We start from the raw sequence: 22,126 nt of genomic DNA, 5'->3' as shown, positions 1-22,126 counted from the left end.
CAGCACATGTTGAGCTGGGACGACTACCACACCGACGACAATCACGCCGCTGCAGCACCGGCCAAGGCGCCGCCACCGCCGCCACCGCAGGAAGAGGCACCTGTGGCCGCCGCGACTCCTCCGCCACCGGCCGCCGCGCCCGTTGCACCGACCGCAGCGGCCAACGTGGCGGCCGCGGCGCGTGCCGTGGAAGCCCTTGATGTAGCACCCGGGCTGGAAGAACTGGAAATGGGCGCAGCGCGGGTCTCGGTAGACGAGAAAGCGATGATCAACTGCCGCGCCGACCTCAACCAGCTGGTGCCTTTCAAATACGACTGGGCCTGGCAGAAGTACATCGACGGCTGCGCCAACCACTGGATGCCGCAGGAAATCAACATGACGGCCGACGTGTCCACCTGGAAGAGCAGCGACGGCCTGTCCGAGGATGAGCGACGCATCATCAAGCGCAGCCTGGGCTACTTCTCCACCGCAGACTCCCTGGTCGCCAACAACCTGGTGCTGGGCATCTACCGCCTGATCACCAACCCTGAGTGCCGCCAGTACCTGCTGCGCCAGGCGTTTGAGGAAGCCATCCACACCCACGCCTACCAGTACTGCATCGAGTCACTGGGCATGGACGAGGGCGAGGTCTTCAACATGTACCGCGAGGTGCCTTCGGTGGCCAAGAAAGCCACCTGGAGCCTGGGCCATACCCACCACCTGTCGGACCCCAGCTTCAAAACGGGCACCACGGAAAACGACCAGACCCTGCTGCGCAACCTGATCGGTTTCTACGCCGTTACCGAAGGCATTTTCTTCTACTGCGGCTTTACCCAGATCCTTTCCATGGGGCGGCGCAACAAGATGACCGGCGTTGCGGAGCAGTTCCAGTACATCCTGCGCGACGAGTCCATGCACCTGAACTTCGGTATCGACGTGATCAACCAGATCAAGCTGGAAAATCCGCACCTGTGGACCGAGGCCTTCCAGCAGGAAGTGATCCAGATGATTCTCGAAGGCACCCAGCTGGAAATCGAATACGCACGCGACACCATGCCGCGCGGCGTACTTGGCATGAATGCCGCCATGATGGAAGAGTACCTGCACTTCATTGCCAACCGCCGGCTGTCGCAGCTCGGCCTGCCAGAGCAGTTTCCCGGGGTGCAGAACCCGTTCCCGTGGATGAGCGAGATCATGGACCTGCGCAAAGAGAAAAACTTCTTTGAGACCCGGGTCATCGAATACCAGACCGGCGGCGCGCTGAACTGGGATTGACCATTGGGGGGCAGCCAGCTCGCGCCGCTGCCCCCGTTTTTGAGGACCTGCCATGGACAAACAAGACGACCCGACCGAAGACAGTGAACACGTCCTCATCGCCCTGGATCAAATCAGCCAGACCATTGATGTGATGAACCGCATTGTGGCGCGGCTACGCAACCACGTGGAACAACAGGACACGGGCAAACAGGCAGATCTGAAGGCGGAAATGCGCTCAGACCGTGTCTTGCACTGACCCCGGAGCGTGAAGCCAGGCGCCCGGAGCGCCCTCAGGGCCTGGCGCGACGGCGGAGAATGGCGAGCTGCTCGTCATCATTGCGAAAACAGGGCACACACGCCGGCGGCCCTTCCAGCGTGATAATGTCCGCCACCTCACCCAGCACCACTTCGGTAATCAACGGCAAATCCAGCCCGCAGGCCTGCTCAAGATCGATCCACTGCAACTGCGACAACTCGTCAGAGGCGAGGGAAAAGTCATCCGGGTCACCCACCACCGCACTGGCGTCCACCAGAAAGAAACGCGCGTCAAAACGCCGCGGCGCGCCGAGCGGGGTGATGGCGCGGAATACGTAGCGAAAATTGCGCGTGCAGGGCAAGTGCTCCCGAGCACTGAAGTCTGCCCAGTCCCCTGGCACCTCGCCCTGCCAGGCACCGGGTGCCCCCAGCAGCAGCCCCGACTCCTCCCACACCTCGCGCACCGCGGCGGCCTGCAGGGCGTGCACACGGTCCGGCGCTGCGGCCTCGGCCAGGCGACTTGCGCATACCGGCCCCACCCGCCCCGCCAGAGGCACGAGGGCGTCGCCAGCGTCTACGGCACCACCGGGAAATACAAATTTGCTGGGCATGAAGGCGGCGCGCGACCCACGTTTGCCCATCAGTACCTGTGGTTGCGACAGGCGGTCACGCACGAGAATCACGGTTGCAGCATCCTTGATGGGCACTACGTCTGGCGCGAAATCGCGTCTGGAAGCTGTCGTCACTTTGAATTCCTTCTACTACCAGATCAGAGTATAAACCTTCGCGCCGGGAGGAACCGCACCAGCGCCCTGCCAGGGTGCATCTACGGTCGGCTTAGCCATCACATCGTCCTTACCCGGCCGGCACTTTTTGCCTATACTCCGGGAACCGATTCAGCCAACGAGGACCTGTCATGTTGAAATCCCGATTGCTTGTACTGCTGCAGATTACGGCACTTCTGTTCGTGAGCACGGCGGGAACCGCTCAGGCCGCGGTCATCGGCACCGCAAACCATTTTGCCGAGCAAACTCGAAGCGAGCCGCTGGCTCAGGTCACGACGGCTCTTGCCAGTGAGACGGTGCAGCAGCACTTGCTGGCGATGGGCGTAAGCCCCCAGGACACACTCGCACGAGTGAATGCGTTGTCCACCGCCGAATTGCAGCAGCTGGCGCAGCAACTGGACACACTGCCCGCAGGCAGCGGCGCGCTGGGTGTGCTCGGTGCACTGTTTCTGGTGCTGCTGGTACTTGAACTGATAGGCGTTACCAACGTGTTCAGCAAGTTTTGAGGCGCATTGCGGCGCCGGCGCTGATTGTTCTGCTCAGCGCCTGCGCCACAACCCACCAGCCACCGCAAAACGCCACAGTCAGCGAACTTTCCACAGTGCCCTTTTTCCCCCAGGAGGAATACCAGTGCGGGCCTGCGGCGCTTGCCACGTTGCTGGTGCACAGCGGTGTCGACATCAGCCCACAGGCGCTGGCGCCACAGACCTATCTGCCTGGCCGGGAGGGCAGCCTGCAGGTCGAATTGCTGGCTGCCACACGCCGCTCAGGTCGTGTTCCTTTCACGCTACAGGGCGGACCCGAGGCACTTTTCAGTGAGCTTGAGGCGGGCAACCCCGTACTCGTGCTGCAAAACCTGGGGCTTGCGTCCCTGCCGCGCTGGCATTACGCGGTCGTTGTCGGTTACCAGCCGGAAAATGAGCGCGTCTTGCTGCGCTCCGGCACCGAGCAGCGTCGACAGGAACGCTGGAGCCGATTTTTCGGCAGTTGGGCGCGAGCCGATTTCTGGGGGGTGGTGATTCCGCCTCTCGGCGAAATACCGGCGAGCAGCACCGCTGGCAGCATAGGGCCTGAACTGGCCCAACAGGAAGCAAAGTTGCCAGCCGCACTGGCAGTGACTACCTGGGAAGCTGCTCTGCAGCGCTGGCCGCATAACCCGGACCTGCTCTTTGCCACAGCCAATGCGCGACGCTCAGTCGCAGACGTGGAAGGGGCTGCTCAGCTCTATGTACGGGTGCTGCAGCAGAAAACGTCGCACATGCCCGCACGCAACAATTTCGCCGACCTCCTGCTACAGGAGGATTGTCCGATTGCCGCGGGAGCAATCATCGCGCCCGCTCGCAGCGCGGCACCAGAGCTTTCCGCCCCCGTCAGGGAGGCCGTGACAAGTACCGCAGCGGACATTGCGCATCAGCGCGCACTCGCTGCCAACGATCCGGCTCACTGCCGGACACTGACAGAGGACATACCTTACCCATGACAGCCGTACTGCGCACGCCCGACCATCATTTCGCCAACCTGCCGGATTTCCCCTGGACACCTAACTACCAGATGGTCGCTGACAAAACGCACGGGCAACTGCGCATGCACTATCTGGATGTCGGCCCGCACGACGGGCGCATCGTGCTCATGCTGCACGGCGAGCCCAGCTGGTGCTTTCTCTACCGGCACATGATCCACGCGCTCAGCGCCCGCGGCATGCGCTGCATAGCGCCAGACCTGATCGGCTTTGGCCGCTCCGACAAACCCACGGCGCGCAGCGACTACAGTTACGCCGGCCATGTGGCACAGGTCGGTGAGCTGCTGCGCGCGCTGGACATCAACAGCGCAGTGCTGGTCTGTCAGGATTGGGGCGGTCCCATTGGCCTGTCGCTGCTGGCCGAGATGCCCGAGCGCTTCAGCGCGGTGGTCGCCGCCAACACCCTGCTGCCCAGTTGCGAGCCACCGCCCAATGGGGTCGATCCCTGGCCAGGGGACATTGTGGAGCAATGGGTTGCCGCCACGCGGGACGCGGAGGACCTGGACGTTGCCGGCGTTATCGGCGCGGTCTCCTGCACCCCACTGAGCTCCGCAGTGCTGGCAGCCTACGATGCCCCCTTCCCCGATGCACGCTACAAGGCCGGTGCGCTGGTGTTCCCCAGCCTTATCCCCACCCACACCGAAATGGCGGGTGCCGCCGAGAATCGTCGCACCTGGGCCTTCCTCAGCCACTGGCAAAAGCCGTTTGTTACGGCCTTCAGTGACAGCGACCCGGCGACCGTCGCCTGGGCGCCGGTGTTCCAGCGTCGCATCCCCGGCGCACAAGGCCGTGAGCACCCGGTGATTCCCGGCGCTGGGCATTTCCTGCAGGAGGAGCAGGGCGCGGCGCTGGCCGCTGTAGTCGCCGATACCGTCAACGCGCTGCCGTCAGCCGCGCCCGGTTAGATGATGGATCGCGCGCGATGACCATCGATCAGGGGCTTATCCTGCTGATACTGGTCGCCTCCGTGGCGATGTTCCTCTGGGGGCGCTGGCGACATGACATGGTGGCGCTGGGCACCCTGCTGGCCTGTGTTCTGGCGGGGCTGGTGGCGCCGGATGCGGCATTCAGCGGTTTTGGCCATCCCGCGGTTATTACTGTCGCCTGCGTACTGGTGTTGAGCCGCGGCCTGCAGGCCTCCGGCGCAGTGGATGTGCTGGCGCGGCGCGCTCTGCCCGCCAACGCCGGACCGCTGGGGAGCCTCGCGGCGCTGGTCGGCCTGGGCGCGCTGCTCTCGGGCTTCATGAATAATGTCGGCGCGATGGCGCTGCTGATGCCGGTGGCGCTGCAGATCGCACGTCGCCACAACCTGCCACCCGGGCGTGCGCTCATGCCCCTGGCATTTGGCACCATCCTGGGTGGCATGACCACCATGATCGGTACCCCTCCCAACCTCATCGTTGCGGGCTTTCGTGCGGAGGCGGGCGGCAGCGCCTTTGGGATGTTTGACTTCACGCCGGTGGGGCTGGCTGTCGCCCTCTGTGGCTTGGCCTTTGTGGTGCTGCTGGGCGGGCGACTGGTGCCTGCGCGCAAACAGGAGGCCGCCGGAGATTTCGATACCGGCGCCTACCTCACCGAGGCACGGATAACGGAGGGCAGCAAGGCCGTCGGCATGAGCCTGCGTGAACTAGAGGCCGCGCTCGACGATGCTGGCGCCCAGGTGGTGGGCCTGGTGCGCAACGAAGTCCGCTTGCGCACACCTTATGGCGGACGTCAGATTCGCGGCCATGACATTCTGGTGCTGGAGACCAGTGCCGATACCCTGGGCGAAGTGTTGTCGCGGTTCGACCTGAAACTCGTGGAATCCGTTAAACCCGAAGCCACAGTCGAAGATAAGAACGAGGACGACAGCGAGCAGACCACCCCGCCAGCCGAAGCGGCACAGCCCGAGGCGGAAACAGAGCAAACCACCGCCGCAGATGCCAGGGACACTGATGAAGAGGAGGACGAGCAGACGGAAAAACGCGAAGAGGCTGTGCTCACGGAACTGGCAGTCCTGCCGGGCGCCGCGCTGGCCGGCCGCTCGGCCAGCGACATACAGCTGCGCACACGCTATGGCCTGAACCTGCTCGCGGTGTCCCGCGAGGGTCACCGTTCCCGCTCGCGCCTGCGCGCACTCCCCCTGCGCGCCGGCGACCTGTTGCTGATTCAGGGCCCGACCAACGCCACTCTGGAGTTCGCCAGTGACTTCAGCTGCGTGCCGCTAGCAGAGCGCGACCTGCGTATTCCCAGCCCGCGCAAGGCCGTCATGGCCGCGATAATCATGGCAGTCGCGGTGGGCGGGGCCGCCTTTGGCCTGCTCCCCGCGGCGGTATCCTTCGCTCTTGGGGTGCTCGCCTCAATGGCATTGCGCACGGTGCCACCGCGCAACGTCTACACCGCCATCGACTGGCCGGTGATCGTCCTGTTGGCGGCCCTGATACCCGTCGCGGGCGCCATGGCCACCACCGGCACTGCAGATTTGATTGCACGCTTCCTGCTCACTACGGTGGCGCAGGGTAACGCGGTGCTGGTGCTGGGCATCATCCTAGTGACCACCATGTTCCTTTCCGACCTGATGAACAACGCGGCCACGGCGGCTGTCATGTGTCCGATCGCCCTGGGCACTGCGGCAGCGCTGGGCGTCGACCCGGACAGTTTCCTGATGGCTGTCGCCATCGGCGCATCCTGCGCCTTCCTCACCCCTATCGGGCACCAGAACAACACCCTGATTCTGGGCCCGGGCGGCTTTCATTTCGGCGACTACTGGCGCCTGGGCCTGCCGCTGGAGGCCCTGGTCGTGGCGGTCAGCCTGCCCCTGCTGCTGATCATCTGGCCCCTGTAACCGCGCTCGAGCAGCGTCATCACGACCGGCAGCGGCCCCGCGAGGCGAACATGGCAATTCATGTGTTATCAGTGCTAACATTGCAGTTCACGCCCGCGGCTTTCACCGCTACAATGGCGCTTCGCTTCGACTCTGGCCCGGCACCAAAGCGGCCGAGGCCAGCCCCGTTCATCCCACACAGGACAGCGACATGATCTACCAGAGTGACGCGCTCACCGTGACCCGCCTCGATGGCGATATCGCCGAGCTGCATTTCGACCTGAAGGGCGAGTCTGTCAACAAATTTGACCAGGCCACCGTCAACAGCCTCACTGAGGCACTCAATGCGCTGGAAGCACAGAGTGGGCTGCGCGGCCTGCTGGTCACCAGTGGCAAGCCCGTGTTCATCGTGGGTGCCGACATCACCGAATTTACCGGCATTTTCGGCGCCGGCCCCGAGGAAATACAGGGCTTCACTGCAGCCAACAATGCCAATCTCAATCGCCTGCAGGACCTGCCTTTCCCCAGTTGTGTGGCGATCAACGGCTTCGCCCTCGGTGGCGGTTTCGAGATCTGCCTGGCCTGCGACTTCCGGGTCATGAGTACGGCCGCCAAAGTGGGCCTGCCAGAAACCAAACTGGGTATTCTGCCCGGCTGGGGCGGTACGGTACGCCTGCCGCGCATCATTGGCGTTGACGAGGCGGCCACCTGGATTGCCGGCGCCACCGAACAGCGCGCGGACAAAGCCCTGAAAGCCGGCGCCGTCGACGCCGTCGCCTCACCCGAGGAACTGCGCGCCGTGGCCCTGGCCACGCTGGAACACGCCATGGCCGGCAAGCTCGACTACGCCGGACGCCGGAAGGCCAAGAGCAGCCCGCTGCCACTCAACGACACCGAGGCCATGATGGCCTTCTTCACCATGAAATCAATGGTGGGGCAGCAGGCCGGCAAGAACTACCCGGCGCCGGTGAAAGCTGTCGATGTCATCGAAAAAGCCCGCGGCATGGGCCTGGTAGATGCCCTCAAGGTCGAGGCGGAAGGCTTTGCGGAACTGGCGGTCACGCCTGTCGCTTCCGCGCTGGTGGGGGTTTTCCTCTCCGACCAGCTGCTGGGCAAGAAAGCACGTGACTGGGAAAAGCAGGCTGATCGCAAGATTGGCCGTGCAGCTGTGCTGGGCGCCGGCATCATGGGCGGCGGTATCGCCTACCAGTCGGCCTACCGCGGCGTCCCCATCCTGATGAAGGACATCAACCAGGACGGGCTGGACCTGGGCCTGTCGGAGGCCAACAAGCTGCTGTCCAAGCGTGTGGACCGGGGTCAGATGACCGCCACGCAAATGGGCGACGTGCTCAACAGCATCGACCCGACGCTGACCTACACCGGTTTCGATACGGTGGATATCGTGGTGGAAGCGGTGGTCGAAAACGCCAAGGTCAAGCACGCAGTGCTGGCGGAAACCGAACAGCAGATCGGTGAGGACACCATCCTCGCCTCCAACACCTCGACCATCTCCATCACACGCCTCGCAGAAGCGCTGCAGCGGCCCGAGAACTTCTGCGGCATGCACTTTTTCAACCCGGTTCACGCCATGCCTCTGGTCGAGGTGATTCGCGGCGAGAAAACCTCGGACCGGGCGGTCGCCCGCACTGTTGCCTACGCCAACAAGATGGGCAAGAAAGCCGTCGTGGTGAAAGACTGCCCTGGCTTCCTCGTCAACCGCGTGCTGTTCCCCTACTTTGACGGCTTCTCCAAGCTGGTGCGTGACGGCGCCGACTTCCAGGCTGTGGACAAGGTCATGGAGCGCTGGGGCTGGCCCATGGGCCCCGCCTACCTGATGGATGTGGTGGGAATCGACACCGGTGTACACGCCGCGGAAGTCATGGCGGAGGGCTTCCCCGACCGCATGCAACTGGATTTCAAGACCGCCACTGAAGTGATGTTCGAGAACAAACGCTACGGCCAGAAAAACGGCAAGGGCTTCTACGACTATGTGCCCGACAAGCGCGGCAAGCCGAAGAAAACCCCCAGCGAAGAGGTCTACCGCCTGATCGCCCCGGTCGAAGGGGAACGCACAGAGTTCTCTCGCGAGGACATCATCGCACGCATGATGCTGCCCATGGCTACGGAAATGGCGCGCTGCCTGGAAGAGGGTATCGTCGGCACCCCCGCGGAAGCCGACCTGGCGCTGCTCTACGGCCTCGGCTTCCCCCCCTTCCGCGGCGGCATCTTCCGCTGGATGGATACGGTAGGGCTCGCATTCATCGCCGAGGCGTCGAAGCAGTTTACCCACCTGGGCAAGTCCTACGAACTCACCGACGGCATGCAGGCCATGCTCGCCGATGGCAAAACCTACTACTGAGCACCGGGTGAAAACAGGAGAATTATCGTGAGTCTGAATCCAAGAGACGCCGTTATCGTCGACTTCGCCCGCAGCGCCATGGGCCGCTCCAAGAACGGCTGCTTTCGCAACGTGCGCGCGGACGACCTGTCGGTTGCCGTGATCCGTGGCCTGCTGGCCCGCAACCCGAAACTGGATGTCGCCGAAATCGACGACCTGATCTGGGGCTGCGTGCTGCAGCGCGGCGAACAGGGCATGAACCTGGCCCGCAACATTGTCCTGCGCGCGCAACTGCCGTTTACCATCCCGGCGCAGACCGTCAACCGCCTCTGCGGCTCCTCCATGTCGGCCCTGCACACCGCGGCGGCCAACATCATGGCCGGCATTGGTGACGTGTATCTGGTGGGCGGTGTGGAGCACCTCGGCCACCTGCCAATGATGGACGATGTCGATATCAACCCCAAGCTGGGGCTGAACGTAGCCAAGGCGGCCGGCATGATGGGCATGACCGCCGAATACCTCGCCATGATGCACGGCATCGGCCGTGAGGCGCAGGACAAGCTGGGCCTGCGCTCGCACCAGCTCGCCCACAAGGCAACGGTGGAAGGCAAGTTCGCCCGGGAAATCATTCCGGTGGAGGGCCACGATGCCGCCGGTGCGCTGGCACTGATTGAGCAAGACGAAACCATCCGTCCGGAAACCACACTGGAAGGCCTCGCCAGCCTGCCGCCGGCGTTCAACCCGCAGGGCGGCACGGTGACCGCGGGCACCTCGTCACAGATCTCCGACGGTGCCTCCGCCATGCTGGTGATGTCTGCCGAGCGCGCGCAGGCGCTGGGGCTGGAGCCGGTGGCGCGTATCCGCGCCATGACGCTGGCCGGGGTCGACCCGTCCATCATGGGCTATGGCCCGGTGCCCTCCACGCAGAAAGCGCTGAAAAAGCTCGGCCTGACCATCAAGGACATCGAGATGGTAGAGCTGAACGAGGCGTTTGCCGCCCAGGCGCTGCCGGTGCTGAAAGACCTCGACCTGCTGGACGACATGGAAGACAAGGTGAACGTGCACGGTGGCGCCATTGCCCTCGGACACCCCTTCGGCTGCTCCGGCACCCGCATCACCGGCTCTCTGCTGACCGTCATGCAGGATCGCGACCTGACCCTGGGTGTTTCCACCATGTGCATCGGCCTGGGCCAGGGCATTACGACGGTCGTCGAGCGTATCTGAGAGCGCTGACAGTCACCCGATGAGGCCGCCCTCCGCCAGAGGGCGGCCGTATCCATACCTTCTCCGCCGGGCAGCGCTTGGCAGCCTTGCGACCTGACTCTGCGTCTTATTCACTGCTCAGCAGCGCGTCTACAAGCCTGAGCGCATCCAGCAACTCAGCCGTGGGCAGTGCTGACCCGCTGAAAAACTCCTCCGCCATCGGCGCAATGCCACAGCGCTCGGGCAGCGGCGCGCCCTCTTCCAGCATACGATACAGCGTGGGCAGAAAAATGAACTGCAGCCACTGGGGTGGAGTGAGCGTATCAATAGCGAACGGCTCTGTGGACGCCAGGGCCTCTGCCGGGGGCGGAGTGGCATCCCACAGCGCCAGGCGCCGCAGTTCGGCCTCAATATCAATCAGCACTTCGGCTACGTCCGTGCGCATGGGCTCTCCGACGGAAATCAAGGCGAGGGCTAGAACTTCTCGCGACGCAGCACGTCCACATCGCAGGTGTAGAGGATCATGGCGTAGTTGTCGTAGTAGTGCTCGCGCAACCCGGCCGCAATGCGGTCCGCGGTCACATCATCGCAGACGACTTCGATGCGCAGGTTCCGGTTGGCTTCCCAGTTGCCCTCGCGCACCCCGCGCGCACCCTTGCCGCGGGCCTCGGTAATCGTGTAACCGTGTGCTCCCCAGCGCTCCATATCGCGCAACAGGTGCGACTCGATGGTGGATTCGGTGACAACAGTCAGCAGGCGTCGGGGGTGTTGTTCCATGATCAGGCGGCTCCGGTCAGTGCGTAGAATTGGCCAGCGAACCAATGGTACAGCGGAATGCCGAACAGTACATTAAAGGGGAAGGTCACGCCCAGCGATGCGGCCAGGGACAGGGCCGGATTGGCTTCAGGGACCGAAATACGCATGGCGGCGGGCACGGCAATGTAGGAGGCGCTCGCGGCGAGCGTCGCCAGTACCACCGCACCACCCACGGACAAACCCAGTGCCCAGCCCAGCCCGAGCCCGACCAACGCGGACAGCACGGGGGTGAGCACACCAAAGGCCAGCAGGAAAAAACCATAGCGGCGTAGCGTGCTAATCTGGCTTGCGGTCACCAGCCCCATTTCCAGCAGGAACAGCGCCAGCAGCCCCTGGAAGGGGTCGAAGAACAGGGGGGCCAGCTTCGCCAGCCCCTCTTCGCCGGCAATCCAGCCGATCAGCAGCCCGCCCACGAGCAGAACGATGCTCTTGCCGAGCAGCACTTCATGGGCTGAATCGCGCAGCTTTGCCCCACTGGCGAGCCCTTTGGCGAGGACGATGCCGACGAGGATCGCCGGGATCTCCAGCAACACCACAAAAAGCGGCATATAGGCCTCGAAATCGATCTCCCGCGAACCCAGGTAGGCGACCACAACGGCAAAGGTGCCCACACTTACCGAACCATAGTGAGCCGCTATGGATGCGGCGTCAGCCCGCGGCAAGCGGCCGATACTGAGCAGCACCGGGAAGCTCAACAAGGGCAAAACGAACCCCATGGCCACCACCGCAAGCATTTGCGGCGCCAGCTCCAGGAAGGGCTGGCGGGCAAGCTCGATGCCTCCTTTCATGCCAATCGCCAGCAGCAGCAGAATACTCAGCAGCTCATAGACCTGTACCGGCAGGCGCAGCTCCGAACGCAATATCCCCGCGATGACCCCCAACAGGAAAAAGAGGACAACGGGGTCCATATCAGGCGCCGGTTGCGCCGGCGACGAGCCGGGTCAGTTCGGCGGTGCGCTGCTGCAAAGCCTCGGTATCGCGGTTGACCAGGGTAATGTGCCCCAGCTTGCGCCCCGGTGCCGGGGACTTGCCATAATCGTGCAGGTGAGCGCCGTCCACCGCCAGCAACTCGCGCGCCGCGGGCCACTCGCCTATCACGTTGACCATCACGCTGGGGGCCACCGCTGCCGTGGAGCCCAGGGGCAGCCCGGCAATTGCGCGCAGGTGGTTCTCGAACTGGGAGGTTACCGCGCCTTCTATCGTCCAGTGCCCACTGTTGTGCACACGTGGCGCGTACTCGTTCACCAGCAATTGGTCGCCGCACTGGAACAGTTCCAGCGCCAGCACGCCGACATAATCCAGTGCTTTGAGCAAACGCTCGCAGTAATCCCGCGCGGGGCCCTCCATGGGGTCGTCTACGAGGGAGTGTGACACGCGGAGAATACCCTCCGCATGACTGTTTTCACTCAGTGGCCAGATGCGGCACTCACCGTCCCGACCACGCACCGCAATGACCGACAGTTCACGGTCAAACGCAACACGCGCTTCCAGAATGCACGGCACGCGGCCCAGGGCCTCCCAGGCAGGCAGCAGCTCGGAAGCTGCCGCCACTGACGCCTGCCCCTTGCCGTCGTAGCCCATGCGGCGGGTTTTCAGGATGGCTGGCACCCCGGCTACCGCCAGCGCCTGTTCCAGATCCGTCTCGGAATCGATGGCCGCATAACGCGCCGTGGGCAGACCCAGCCGCGTAAACAGGGATTTCTCCTGCAGCCGCTCCTGGGAGAGCAGGATGGCTTCACTGCAGGGAGCGAGCAAGCCGCGCTGCTCCAGAGCATCCAGTGCCACCGGGGCGATATGCTCAAATTCCGTGGTGGCAACGTCGATACGCTCGGCGAAGGATGCCAGCGCAGCTTCGTCCTCATACCCCGCACGCAGGTGTTGCCCCAGCGGCGCAGCGCACGGGTCCGCCTCAGGGGCCAGGAACGTGCAGCGTAAACCCAGCGGATATCCCGCCAGGGCCAACATCTGCGCCAGCTGACCGGCGCCAAGGATACCGATATTCACGACAGGGGTACTCTGGGGTCGGAGTGGGCAAGCACGGTGTCTGACTGACGGGCGCGGTAGGCGCGCAGCCGTTCGCGCAGGGCGGGATCGTGGTTGGCGAGCATGGCCGCGGCCAGCAACGCGGCATTCACCGCGCCGGCACGGCCGATCGCCAGCGTGCCCACGGGGATCCCTGCGGGCATCTGCGCAATGGAAAGCAGCGAGTCGAGCCCGTTCAGGGCGCGGGATTGCACCGGCACGCCCAACACCGGCACCTGTGTTTTGGCTGCCAGCATGCCCGGCAGATGCGCAGCGCCGCCGGCACCCGCGATAATCACCTGTAACCCGACTGACTCGGCCGCCTCGGCGTAGCTGAAGAGCCGATCGGGGGTGCGGTGTGCCGACACCACCTCGACCGTGTGAGGCACCTCGAGCTCAACCAGGGTCTCTGCGGCGCCCTGCATGGTTTCCCAGTCAGAACGGGAACCCATGACAATACCGACAAGTTCATTCATTGTGAGTCTTTCCCCTTGTGTCCTGCCATTGCGGCTGGTGGGCGTCTGTGTGCCCGGACGTGAATCCTTGTGGCGGGGGCCGGCGGGATATGAAACGCGCGAATCCTACACAAGACGAAAGCCATGATATATTCGATTTTTATAAATAATCAATTCGACTATTTCTGATATGACACCGCTTAACTACAACCACCTTTACTACTTCTTTCATGTTGCCACCGACGGCAGCATCACACGCGCCAGCAAGCGCCTCAATTTGACCCCGCAAACCATCAGCGGGCAAATTGCCGCGTTCGAAGAGCAACTGGGCGTGAAACTGTTTCGCCGCGAGGGCCGGCGCCTGCGGCTGTCAGAGCAGGGCCGGCAAATCTACGCCCACGCCGACGAGATTTTTCAGCTCGGCCGTGAAATCCGCCAGCTTCTGCAAACCGAAAGTGCCAGCGCCGAAACCTTCCGTGTGGGCATCACCGACTCCATTCCCAAAATTCTCGCCAACCGGCTGCTGCAACCCGCCCTGAAAGCCGTGGAAAAGCTGCGCCTGCAGTGCCACGAGGGCGACCAGGATACACTCCTTGCCGAACTCGCGGTGAGCCGCCTTGACTGCATCATCACCGATCAGCCGCTACCCTCCGGCAGCCATATCAAGGCCTGGAACTACCGTATCCTGGAATCCGGTTTCACCTTTTTTGCGGTCCCTGAACTGGCCGCTGCCTGCCGCGAGCATTTCCCCGGCAGCCTGAGCGGCAAGCCCTTCCTGGCCCCGGGCCGCAAGGCCGGCAGCCGTTCCTTCCTCAAGGCCTGGTTCGAAAAGCACGGCATCACCCCGGAGATCGTGGCCGAATTCGATGACAGCGCATTACTCAAATCTTTCGGGCAAACCGGTTTGGGGGTGTTTGCCTCACCCACCATCATCGAGGAGTACGTGACGTCGCAGTACGGAGTGGCCGTCATCGGCCGCACGCGGGAATTCGTGGATGTGTTCTACGCGATTTCACCCGAGCGCCGCCTGCAGCACCCGGCAACCCTGGAGATCGTCAATACGCCGCTGGCAGTGGAATCCGCGGCTAGCGCCCCAACTCCCGGGTAAACGGCGGCAGGGAATCCAGTATGGCCTGGCCATAGCGGCGCGTGAGCAGGCGACGGTCCATGAGTGTCACCCGGCCACTGTCCTGTTCCGTGCGCAGCAGGCGACCGCTGGCCTGCACCAGGCGCAGCGCCGCGTCCGGCACGCTGATCTCCATGAAGGCGTTGCGCCCCTGCGCCTCCACCCATTCCGCCAGCGCGGCCTCGATAGGGCTGTCGGGCACGGCGAAGGGAATCTTGGCAATCACCACATGGCGGCAGTAGGCACCGGGCAGGTCAACCCCCTCGGCAAAACTGGCCAGCCCGAACAGGATGCTGCCACGCCCCGCATCCACTGCCTCCCGGTGCTGGCGCAGAATCTCCTGTTTGCTGCCATCACCCTGCATCAGCAGCAGGCTGCCGAACGGAGCCGACACACCCGCGTGCACATCCTGCATCTGTCGCCGGGACGAAAACAGCACCAGGCTGGCCTCACTGCGGTCGAGCAAGCCGGGCAGCTGGTCGATCAATGCCGCGGTGTGGGCTTCGGCGTCTCCGGGGTCGCAGGGCATGGCGGGCACACGCAGGGTCGCCCGGGAATAGTCAAAGGGACTGGCCACCACCTTGAAAACCCCTTCGGAAGGCGCGCCGGAATGCAAAATGAAGCGATCAAAGGAACGCAGGGCGGTGATGGTGGCGGAGGTAATCACCACGCCGGCCGCGCGTGACCACAGATACTCCTGCAGGATATCGGCGGCGAGAATGGGGCTGCAACGCAGGTCAAAACCGGTTTGTCCGCCACCGTCGAGCAGGGTGATCCAGCGCGCCATGGGCGGCACCTCCCCCTCGCCAGTCACCGCGTAGGCCTGCCACAGGGCCAGTGTGGACTCCGCTCGATTCAGCAGGCCACCCAGGCTCAGGTGCCAGGTTTCCGCATCACCGGGGGGCAGGCCGCAATCGTCTTCTTCCAGCGCTTCCGCCAGGCGCGCCTCGATCTTCGCCAGCGCTGAGCTGATCTGCTGGAACTGGCTGGCGAGACCGGCCGCCAGAGGCTGCAGCTGTTCCGGCACGCGGCCGTGCGCGAAACGCATCTGCTGCTCGTCGCCGCGCCCGCTGGTGGGGGCGCGTTCGGCGAACAGGGTGGCCACCGCCTGCTCCGCCACCTGCAGGGCGTTCTGCGCCTCCTCCATCACCCCGGGCAGCGCTGCCAACGGCCGGGCGATATCGGTCAATGGCGCCAGCGCAGACGCGGCCTGCACCAGCAGTTTGCGGTTGTCCTGCAGCCACTGCACCGTGGTGTGTAGCCGGCAGAAACTGGCAAAGTGCCCCAGCGCCTTGTCGGGCAGGTGATGCCCTTCGTCAAACACATAAATACTGTCTTCGGGCGCCGACAGTATGGCGCCGCCGCCAAGGGCGAGGTCAGCGAGCACGAGATCGTGGTTGGCCACCACCACATCGGCATACTGCAGGGCATCCCGCGCGCGAAAAAAACTGCACTGACTGATGTTCGGACAGCGCCGGCCACTGCACTGGCTGTGATCGGTGGTGGCCCCGAACCAGATGGCGTCCGGCACCTGACCCGGCCAGTTGTCGCGGTCACCGTCCCACTCACCACGCCCGAGCGCTTCCAGCATGGCGCTGTACACCGGCAGCGCCTCGGCGTTGTCCGGTGCCTGGAACTCATCGGGGTACAGGGGGAGTACGTCTCCGGCGCCGCTGCCGCCGAGGTGATGATCCAGTTTGGACAGGCAGACATAACGTCGGCGGCCTTTGGCCAGCGTGTAACTGAACTCGAGGCCGCTGTGCTGGCGGATATCCGGCAGATCCTTGTTGACGAACTGCTCCTGCAGGGCAACCGTGGCCGTGGCCACCACCAGCCGCTTGCCCAGCGCCTGCGCCAGAGGAATGGCGGTGACGGCGTAGGCGATCGTCTTGCCAGTGCCGGTGCCCGCCTCGATAACACAGACGGCCGGTGTTTCCGGGCGCGCGCGGCCTGTCTCCGGGTTGATGCGAGCCAGCGCATTGGCGATTTCCGCAATCATCTGCCGTTGGCCCCAACGCGGCTTCAAACCCTTGGCGGCGGTGATAGCGGCGTAGGCTTCGCGAATCTGGTCCTTGAGGGCGTCGCTCAGCAAGACGCTGGCGGCTCCGCCGCCGCACGCAATGCCAGCTTGCTGGCCACGGCGTTAGCGTACGTGGCCAGAGCGAAGGGGCGCTGTTCCGCGGGCAGGTTCTCGATGCGGGCGCGGAAGTCGGCCTCCGAGCAACTGCCCGCCTCGCGCGTGAGCGTGGCCGGCACCACGGCCGCATCGCCCTGCAACATACGCCAGGCCTGCAGGTTAGTGGGGTGCAGGCAATACAGCGAGACAATTTGCCGGTCGATTTCCGCCGCTACCGCATCGGGTCCGTCGAACTCGCCCACCAGCGGTGTACCGAACGCCACGTGTACGCGCCCTTTCTGGCCGGAAATACCTCGGGCTATAGAGGCCACATCTTCCTGCTCGGCCTTGGCATAACTACCGGTGGTGCTGCGCAGGTGCATTTCACGCGCCTTCATGCCGTCGCAGGGGTCCAGTTCGTAGGCAATGGACACAGGCACGATACCCAGCCCGTTAATCAGCTCACTGAAGCTTTCGGTCTGTTTATCGCGGCTCATCGCCAGCATCTTGATGACGGCGGGCTCGGTGCGGTCGATGCCGTCTTTCGCGCGCCCTTCACGCTGGGCGATCCAGATCGGTGCGCGCTCTTCCTGCAGCGACAGGCGGATGTAGTTGGACAGGTGGCGGGAAGCGGCCAGCAACGCCCGCCCGCTGGCAACCGAGCGCTTGACGATAAAGCTCTTGTTGAGCCGCATGAGGTCCGACACCCAGGGCTTGGTGAGCAGGTTGTCGCCGATGGCAATGCGCACCGTCTGGTGACCACTGCGGTGCAGCGCATAGTTGGTGAACGCCGGATCCATGACGATGTCGCGGTGGTTGCTCATGAACAGCCAGGGGCGCGAGACATCCAGCTCATCCAGGCCCGAGACGCTGAAGCCGGCGGTGGTATCGTCGATCACCTTCTCGACGTAATGCTTGATGACCATCTGCATACCGTGGACATCCTGCACGCCGCGGAGCTGGCGGCCGAGGTACCAGCGCACGACAGGCCGTACCAGCCCGGGCAACGCGCGCGCCACCCGGCCCAGACTCAAACTGGCAATCGCGTCGAGCAGCTCCCGGTCCGCGAGGAGGCGATCGAGGACCGCGGGCACTTCTTCATCACGATAGGGACGGATATCCGCAAAGGGATCACTCAAAGCAATATCCTCAAGAAAAACAGCGCCACACGATACCCAAATTCCCCCGGCACGTCATCCGCCAGATCCCGCCAGGGGGCATCACTCCGGCCTTCGCATGCGCTGACACGACCGCAGGCTTCTGCTAATCTCAAGCCCGCTCCGCCGGAGCCACGTGCCTATTGGGAGGAACCATGGAAGCCACGTCTGCAACACTACTTACCTTCGGCCTCGCCACCCTGTTGCTCAGCTGGGTGCTGTTGCTGATTCAGTCCTGGAAGGAGGATTACGCGTGGGGCCTGTGCGCCCTCATACTTCCCCCCTTCGCCTACCTGTATGGCCTGTTCCGCCTGGACAAGGCAGGGCAATCCGTTCTGCTCGCCATTGTCGGCCTTGTGCTGATCGCCATGGCCTGACGCTGTTACCCAGACACCCGCCCCATTAAACATTTGTAACCTTCGGGCGCCTGCGCAACAGGCGCCCTGATCTACATAATTAATTATTATAAATCAATGTGTTAAGAAAAAAGTAAACCCTGATATCAGCCCCACTGTTACTTCTTTATTCCCGGCGTTACGAATCTGTAACTGTTCTACACACGTAGAACACACGTATACTGCTGCCATCCTGCCGCCGGTGTTACACCGCCACAGGCTGGCCATACACTGTAATCGTTTGCTGAGGAACCCACATGAAATTCGCCAAAATTGCCACCGTCTCTGCCCTGCTGGCCCTGTCGTCCGCTGCCTTCGCCGCCAAGCCGACCAGCATTGTTTTCCAGGGCAACCATGAATCCAGCACTGGCGCCGCCTACTCCGAGTACATGGTGAAGTGCTCCAATGGCAAAACCGCCACTCTCACCGCGTGGGAAAACCGTCGCAAGTGGTGTGCGGGCAACGAGCTGAACGATGAGTGTGAGCGCAAGCAGATCAAGGCCGCCAAGGCAGCCTGCAACGCCCTCTAATCAGGCCTCCAGGTAGCGCCGGCGCAACTCTTCGCGCTCGGCGCTGCCAACCCCCAGCTCGCGGGCCAGGTAACTGTTGACATCCCCATAGTCGGCAATCGCCTGCAACGCGCGCGCCAGATACGCTTCGTGCACTTCCAGCATCGGCATGATCGCGTCATCTTCCTGTGACTGAAAACCGTATTTGACCCGTAAACGGTCTATTTCCTGCCGCGGATCAAAGAAGCGACGGGTCAACAGATAATCCGCCATCACCTGCTCACCGGACACACCCAGCGCCATCAGGATAATAGCCGCGGCAAAGCCCGTGCGATCCTTCCCGGCCGCGCAGTGCACCAGAAAGCGGGCATCGTCCTGCGCCAGGATCTCACTGAACATGCGCCGATAAGCGGGGCTCTGCGCCTCCACGAAGTCGCGATTGATATCCACCATGAAATCGAACATCGGTTGCCGCCCACCGCGATCGAGCTGGCCATCAGCGAAGGCGGCGTCGTTGCTGCCCGGCGTAATCGGCACGCTGGCAACCCGCGGCGCTCGCGTACTGGGTAGACGGTTCGGGCTGGCACTCTGCTCAGTCTCGCGCCGGAAATCGCACAGCAGGTCGAGCTGCAGATGGTCCAGCAGGGTCAAGTCCTGCTCTGTCAGCTGTGAAAGCTGGCCTGACCGATACAGATAACCCCAGCGCACGCGCCTGCCGTCCTCCGTGCGGTAGCCCCCGAAATCACGGAAATTGGGTGTACCCTGCATACCGAGCCGGCGCTCCATGGCGACCAGCTCGTTGCCATGTTGATCCTGCAGGCGAAACTGATGGCGACGCCCAACCGGCAAACCCTGAACCCGCATACGTGGTACGGCTTCTTCATAGTGCATCTGCAGGTTCGCATCCGCTTCCAGCGGACTGACGGTGACCTGCGTGTGCGGGTGACTCGCCTCCCACTCAACGTGGTAGTCACCTTCAGGCGCACGCCAGATGTGCACCGTGTCGGTCAGTAGGGGCATATAAACTCCGAATCAGTTTGCTGCAGGCGACGGGGTAGCGATGACCGCCTGTACCAGGGTTTTTATCAGGGTGAGCTGGCGCTCAAGCGCTTGGTCGCTGAACGGGTCCTGCCCGAGCAGGTCGCGGTACATCGGCGCCATGGTCACATAGGACATGATCAGGTTGTTGAAGGCCATCACCGCCCAGGGACGCAGGCCGGCGTCGCCCAGCGCACGCAAGCCGGGCTGCAACAGGCCTTCATCGTCGTGAAACATGGGCCGAAAGAAGCGCTCGATAAGATCATTGGTTCCCGGGCCGCCCGACAGCGCCGCGTGCTGCAGCAGCCGCGCCAGGTTGGGGTTGGCGTGATGCTTGCGGACAATCGCCTCGAGCCACTGATACAGGCGCTCGTCGGTAATCGGCGCCCTGTGCAACTCCTCCATCGGTGCCGCAAAGTCATCCAGGAGACGACTCAGCACCGCTCGGTACAGCGCTTCCTTGTTGCGAAAATGGTTATAAAGGCTGGGAGAGCGAATACCCACGCGCTCTGCCACCTCGCCAAGTGAGGCGCCCTTATAGCCCTTCTTGGCGAACAGATCTTCCGCCGCGTCCAGAATGCGCTCGGCGGTACCGCTCGCGGGCTCGGTTCTGTGTTCCTGCTTGGCGACCATGGCGTGCAATTCCACCGCTTTCGAGTCAAACACGCAGTATACCGCAGCTTGGCCGGCAGGCGCAGCGAACCCGCCGGGAATGCGGCCCCATGGTTGACAAGACACAGGCTTATGTGAATAATCTCGCCTCCTGAAATTTGCTAACCCACGAGGAACTATTGTGGCCAACTCCCCGCAAGCCAGAAAGCGCGCCCGCCAGGCGGAAAAGCGTCGCGCCCACAACGCCAGCCTGCGTTCGCTGGTGCGTACCAACCTCAAGAAAGTGATCGCTGCCATTGGTACCGGCGACGCCGAGCAGGCCAAAGCGGCCTACGCCAGCGCCGTACCGGTCATCGACCGCATGGCCGACAAGGGCATCATCCACAAGAACAAGGCCGCTCGCCACAAGAGCCGCCTCAATACCCAGATCAAGGCACTTGCCTCCGCCTGATCCGGGATATCGCATTCCACAAAAAAGCCGGCTTGAAGCCGGCTTTTTTGTGCGGGACTGAAGGCGACCTCAACCCGCCTTGCGCGGCTCCTCAGGTGCATCCTTCAGCTTGTTGAACTCTGCCAGCATGCTCTGCTCGTAACCCTGGGCCTCGTTGGTATCCAGAGGCCGCTCCAGCAGCGTCCAGTCGATATCGCCATCGGTCGCCAGGTTTTCGAACTCCAGAATGCCCAGCGCCTCGAACTTCGGCCGGATCTTGTCGGTCAGCAGACCGATGCGCTTCAGGTTGGGAATCACGCGCTGGAACAACAGGTTGCGGAAGGTGGACATGACAAAGCCCTCCAGCACCTGCAGGCGCGCCTCTTCCACGTCCCAGCCGAAGTGTGCAAAGACATCGGTTGCCACCAGCCGCTCGCGGCTCACCACGCAGGCCTCGTAGGCGAACTGGGCGCGCTCCTCACGCTCCTCGTCGGTCAGGGTTTTGACAAACTCCTCGAGGTAATTCACACCGAAGGTCACGTGCCGCGCTTCGTCCCGGGTGACCAGGTACACAACATCCTTGAGCACCGGGTCGGGGGTGGTTTCGCGGGTGGTATTGAAGGCCGACAGCGCCAGTCCCTCGATCACCAGCTGCATGCCGATGAACTTCATGTCCCAGCGCGCGTCGGTGAGTATCTTGTCGATGATCGCCTTCAGGTGCGTGTTGATCGGGTACATCACGCCGATGCGCTTCTGCAGGTACTTGTTGAAGACCTCGACGTGGCGCGCCTCGTCGAACGTCTGTGAGGCAGCGTACAGCTTGGCGTTGAGGGTGGGGGCGCAGGAGCACAGCTGCGATGCCACCAGCAGCGCGCCCTGTTCACCATGCAGGAACTGGGACAGGCTCCAGGCATTCATGTGCAGCCAGAACTCCTTGCGTGTCGGCTCATCCATATCCAGGTAGGGCTGGTAGGTGTGCAGGTTCATCAGCTCGGGCATGCGCTCTTCGTCTGGCCAGGGGCGGTCCCAGTTGATATCCATCTCCGGGTCCCAGTTGAGCTGCTTGCCGAGGTCATAGAGCTTCTTGATGCGATCGTCCTGCACCTTGTAGTCCCAGTTGTAGGATCCGGTGAGCGGGGTGCTGAAAATCTCGGCGATATGATCGACATCACCGGGGGTCAGCAGATCCTCCAGATCCGGGTTCTCACGCGGGTAGTCGGCATTGGCGAAGCGCTGGATCTTGCGCGGGGTGGAGCTCCACTCTACTTTCATAACCGTACTCCTGACATGCAAAATTGCATTGGGCTTCAC

The 22,126-nt window shown here is 63.3% G+C and carries 23 protein-coding genes; 12 read left to right on the top strand and 11 right to left on the bottom strand.

What is annotated here, in order from left to right; translation table 11 throughout:
- Positions 1-6: 6 nt before the first annotated feature.
- Both G533_RS0109765 and G533_RS0109760 read left to right on the top strand, forming a co-directional pair.
- The gene (locus G533_RS0109765) at positions 7-1,254 is read left to right on the top strand and encodes a ribonucleotide-diphosphate reductase subunit beta (RefSeq protein WP_027949795.1); all 1,248 of its coding nucleotides are present in this window, start codon (positions 7-9) and stop codon (positions 1,252-1,254) included.
- 52 nt (positions 1,255-1,306) lie between these two features.
- A complete protein-coding gene (locus tag G533_RS0109760) occupies positions 1,307-1,492 on the top strand; it encodes a hypothetical protein (RefSeq protein ID WP_027949794.1) in 186 nt (61 codons plus the stop codon).
- A 34-nt stretch (positions 1,493-1,526) separates the two neighbouring features.
- Here the strand turns inward: G533_RS0109760 and G533_RS0109755 are convergent, their stop codons facing one another.
- Positions 1,527-2,237, bottom strand: a complete 711-nt coding sequence (locus tag G533_RS0109755; protein WP_051230171.1) for an NUDIX hydrolase — start codon at positions 2,235-2,237, stop codon at positions 1,527-1,529.
- Positions 2,238-2,407: 170 nt separating this feature from the next.
- On the opposite strand from G533_RS0109755, the gene G533_RS23485 reads away from it, so the two are divergent.
- The 6 genes from G533_RS23485 (at position 2,408) to fadA (ending at position 10,160) form a co-directional block, all read left to right on the top strand.
- Complete coding sequence (locus G533_RS23485; protein ID WP_051230170.1) at positions 2,408-2,782, top strand: PA2779 family protein; 375 nt, start codon at positions 2,408-2,410, stop codon at positions 2,780-2,782.
- Positions 2,779-3,756, top strand: coding sequence for a PA2778 family cysteine peptidase (locus G533_RS21420; protein WP_051230169.1), 978 nt, complete (start codon positions 2,779-2,781; stop codon positions 3,754-3,756). The genes G533_RS23485 and G533_RS21420 overlap by 4 nt, the downstream gene beginning before the upstream one ends.
- The gene (locus tag G533_RS0109740) at positions 3,753-4,700 is read left to right on the top strand and encodes a haloalkane dehalogenase (protein WP_027949792.1); all 948 of its coding nucleotides are present in this window, start codon (positions 3,753-3,755) and stop codon (positions 4,698-4,700) included. Before G533_RS21420 ends, G533_RS0109740 begins: the two co-directional genes overlap by 4 nt.
- A gap of 17 nt (positions 4,701-4,717) precedes the next feature.
- Complete coding sequence (locus G533_RS0109735) at positions 4,718-6,619, top strand: SLC13 family permease (protein WP_027949791.1); 1,902 nt, start codon at positions 4,718-4,720, stop codon at positions 6,617-6,619.
- Between the two features lie 190 nt (positions 6,620-6,809).
- Positions 6,810-8,957 carry a fatty acid oxidation complex subunit alpha FadB gene (gene fadB, locus G533_RS0109730; RefSeq protein WP_027949790.1) on the top strand — a complete coding sequence of 716 codons (2,148 nt, stop codon included), beginning with the start codon at positions 6,810-6,812 and terminating at the stop codon, positions 8,955-8,957.
- A gap of 27 nt (positions 8,958-8,984) precedes the next feature.
- Positions 8,985-10,160: an acetyl-CoA C-acyltransferase FadA gene (gene fadA, locus G533_RS0109725; protein WP_027949789.1), complete on the top strand. Its 1,176-nt coding sequence runs from the start codon at positions 8,985-8,987 to the stop codon at positions 10,158-10,160.
- 106 nt (positions 10,161-10,266) lie between these two features.
- Here fadA and G533_RS0109720 read toward each other — a convergent pair whose 3' ends face one another.
- From G533_RS0109720 to purE, 5 genes are read right to left on the bottom strand one after another with little or no spacing between them, the layout of a single operon-like run.
- Positions 10,267-10,584, bottom strand: coding sequence for a YqcC family protein (locus tag G533_RS0109720; RefSeq protein WP_027949788.1), 318 nt, complete (start codon positions 10,582-10,584; stop codon positions 10,267-10,269).
- A gap of 29 nt (positions 10,585-10,613) precedes the next feature.
- The gene (locus G533_RS0109715) at positions 10,614-10,916 is read right to left on the bottom strand and encodes a P-II family nitrogen regulator (RefSeq protein ID WP_027949787.1); all 303 of its coding nucleotides are present in this window, start codon (positions 10,914-10,916) and stop codon (positions 10,614-10,616) included.
- 2 nt (positions 10,917-10,918) lie between these two features.
- Complete coding sequence (locus G533_RS0109710; RefSeq protein ID WP_027949786.1) at positions 10,919-11,863, bottom strand: sodium-dependent bicarbonate transport family permease; 945 nt, start codon at positions 11,861-11,863, stop codon at positions 10,919-10,921.
- 1 nt (position 11,864) lies between these two features.
- Positions 11,865-12,959 (bottom strand): 5-(carboxyamino)imidazole ribonucleotide synthase, encoded by a 1,095-nt coding sequence (locus tag G533_RS0109705; protein WP_027949785.1) that lies wholly within the window; start codon positions 12,957-12,959, stop codon positions 11,865-11,867.
- The gene (purE, locus tag G533_RS0109700) at positions 12,956-13,453 is read right to left on the bottom strand and encodes a 5-(carboxyamino)imidazole ribonucleotide mutase (RefSeq protein ID WP_027949784.1); all 498 of its coding nucleotides are present in this window, start codon (positions 13,451-13,453) and stop codon (positions 12,956-12,958) included. Before purE ends, G533_RS0109705 begins: the two co-directional genes overlap by 4 nt.
- Before the next feature lie 169 nt (positions 13,454-13,622).
- Between purE and nhaR the strand changes: the two genes are divergently transcribed.
- On the top strand, positions 13,623-14,540 hold the full coding sequence (gene nhaR / locus G533_RS21415; protein WP_035527435.1) for a transcriptional activator NhaR: 918 nt from the start codon (positions 13,623-13,625) through the stop codon (positions 14,538-14,540).
- On the opposite strand, the gene dinG is transcribed toward nhaR, so the two are convergent.
- Both dinG and G533_RS21410 read right to left on the bottom strand, forming a co-directional pair.
- Positions 14,518-16,650 (bottom strand): ATP-dependent DNA helicase DinG, encoded by a 2,133-nt coding sequence (dinG, locus tag G533_RS0109690; RefSeq protein WP_027949783.1) that lies wholly within the window; start codon positions 16,648-16,650, stop codon positions 14,518-14,520. The two genes, nhaR and dinG, sit on opposite strands and share 23 nt — an antisense overlap.
- Positions 16,644-17,813, bottom strand: coding sequence for a 1-acyl-sn-glycerol-3-phosphate acyltransferase (locus G533_RS21410; RefSeq protein WP_035527432.1), 1,170 nt, complete (start codon positions 17,811-17,813; stop codon positions 16,644-16,646). Before G533_RS21410 ends, dinG begins: the two co-directional genes overlap by 7 nt.
- Positions 17,814-17,986: 173 nt before the next feature.
- Between G533_RS21410 and G533_RS0109680 the strand changes: the two genes are divergently transcribed.
- Both G533_RS0109680 and G533_RS0109675 read left to right on the top strand, forming a co-directional pair.
- Positions 17,987-18,208 carry a hypothetical protein gene (locus tag G533_RS0109680; protein WP_027949782.1) on the top strand — a complete coding sequence of 74 codons (222 nt, stop codon included), beginning with the start codon at positions 17,987-17,989 and terminating at the stop codon, positions 18,206-18,208.
- A gap of 275 nt (positions 18,209-18,483) precedes the next feature.
- Entirely contained in the window at positions 18,484-18,756 is a 273-nt protein-coding gene (locus tag G533_RS0109675) for a hypothetical protein (RefSeq protein WP_027949781.1), read from the top strand.
- Here the strand turns inward: G533_RS0109675 and G533_RS23480 are convergent, their stop codons facing one another.
- Positions 18,757-19,755, bottom strand: coding sequence for a tyrosine-protein phosphatase (locus G533_RS23480; protein WP_051230168.1), 999 nt, complete (start codon positions 19,753-19,755; stop codon positions 18,757-18,759).
- Positions 19,756-19,767: 12 nt separating this feature from the next.
- On the bottom strand, positions 19,768-20,439 hold the full coding sequence (locus G533_RS25240; RefSeq protein ID WP_051230167.1) for a TetR/AcrR family transcriptional regulator: 672 nt from the start codon (positions 20,437-20,439) through the stop codon (positions 19,768-19,770).
- A gap of 127 nt (positions 20,440-20,566) precedes the next feature.
- Between G533_RS25240 and rpsT the strand changes: the two genes are divergently transcribed.
- The gene (gene rpsT / locus G533_RS0109660; protein ID WP_027949780.1) at positions 20,567-20,836 is read left to right on the top strand and encodes a 30S ribosomal protein S20; all 270 of its coding nucleotides are present in this window, start codon (positions 20,567-20,569) and stop codon (positions 20,834-20,836) included.
- A gap of 69 nt (positions 20,837-20,905) precedes the next feature.
- On the opposite strand, the gene G533_RS21395 is transcribed toward rpsT, so the two are convergent.
- Positions 20,906-22,087: a ferritin-like domain-containing protein gene (locus tag G533_RS21395; RefSeq protein ID WP_051230166.1), complete on the bottom strand. Its 1,182-nt coding sequence runs from the start codon at positions 22,085-22,087 to the stop codon at positions 20,906-20,908.
- Positions 22,088-22,126: the final 39 nt, after the last annotated feature.

This window comes from Haliea salexigens DSM 19537, assembly GCF_000423125.1.
GTDB classification, from domain to species: Bacteria; Pseudomonadota; Gammaproteobacteria; order Pseudomonadales; family Halieaceae; genus Haliea; species Haliea salexigens.
This window is presented reverse-complemented; position numbering and strand designations above follow the sequence as displayed.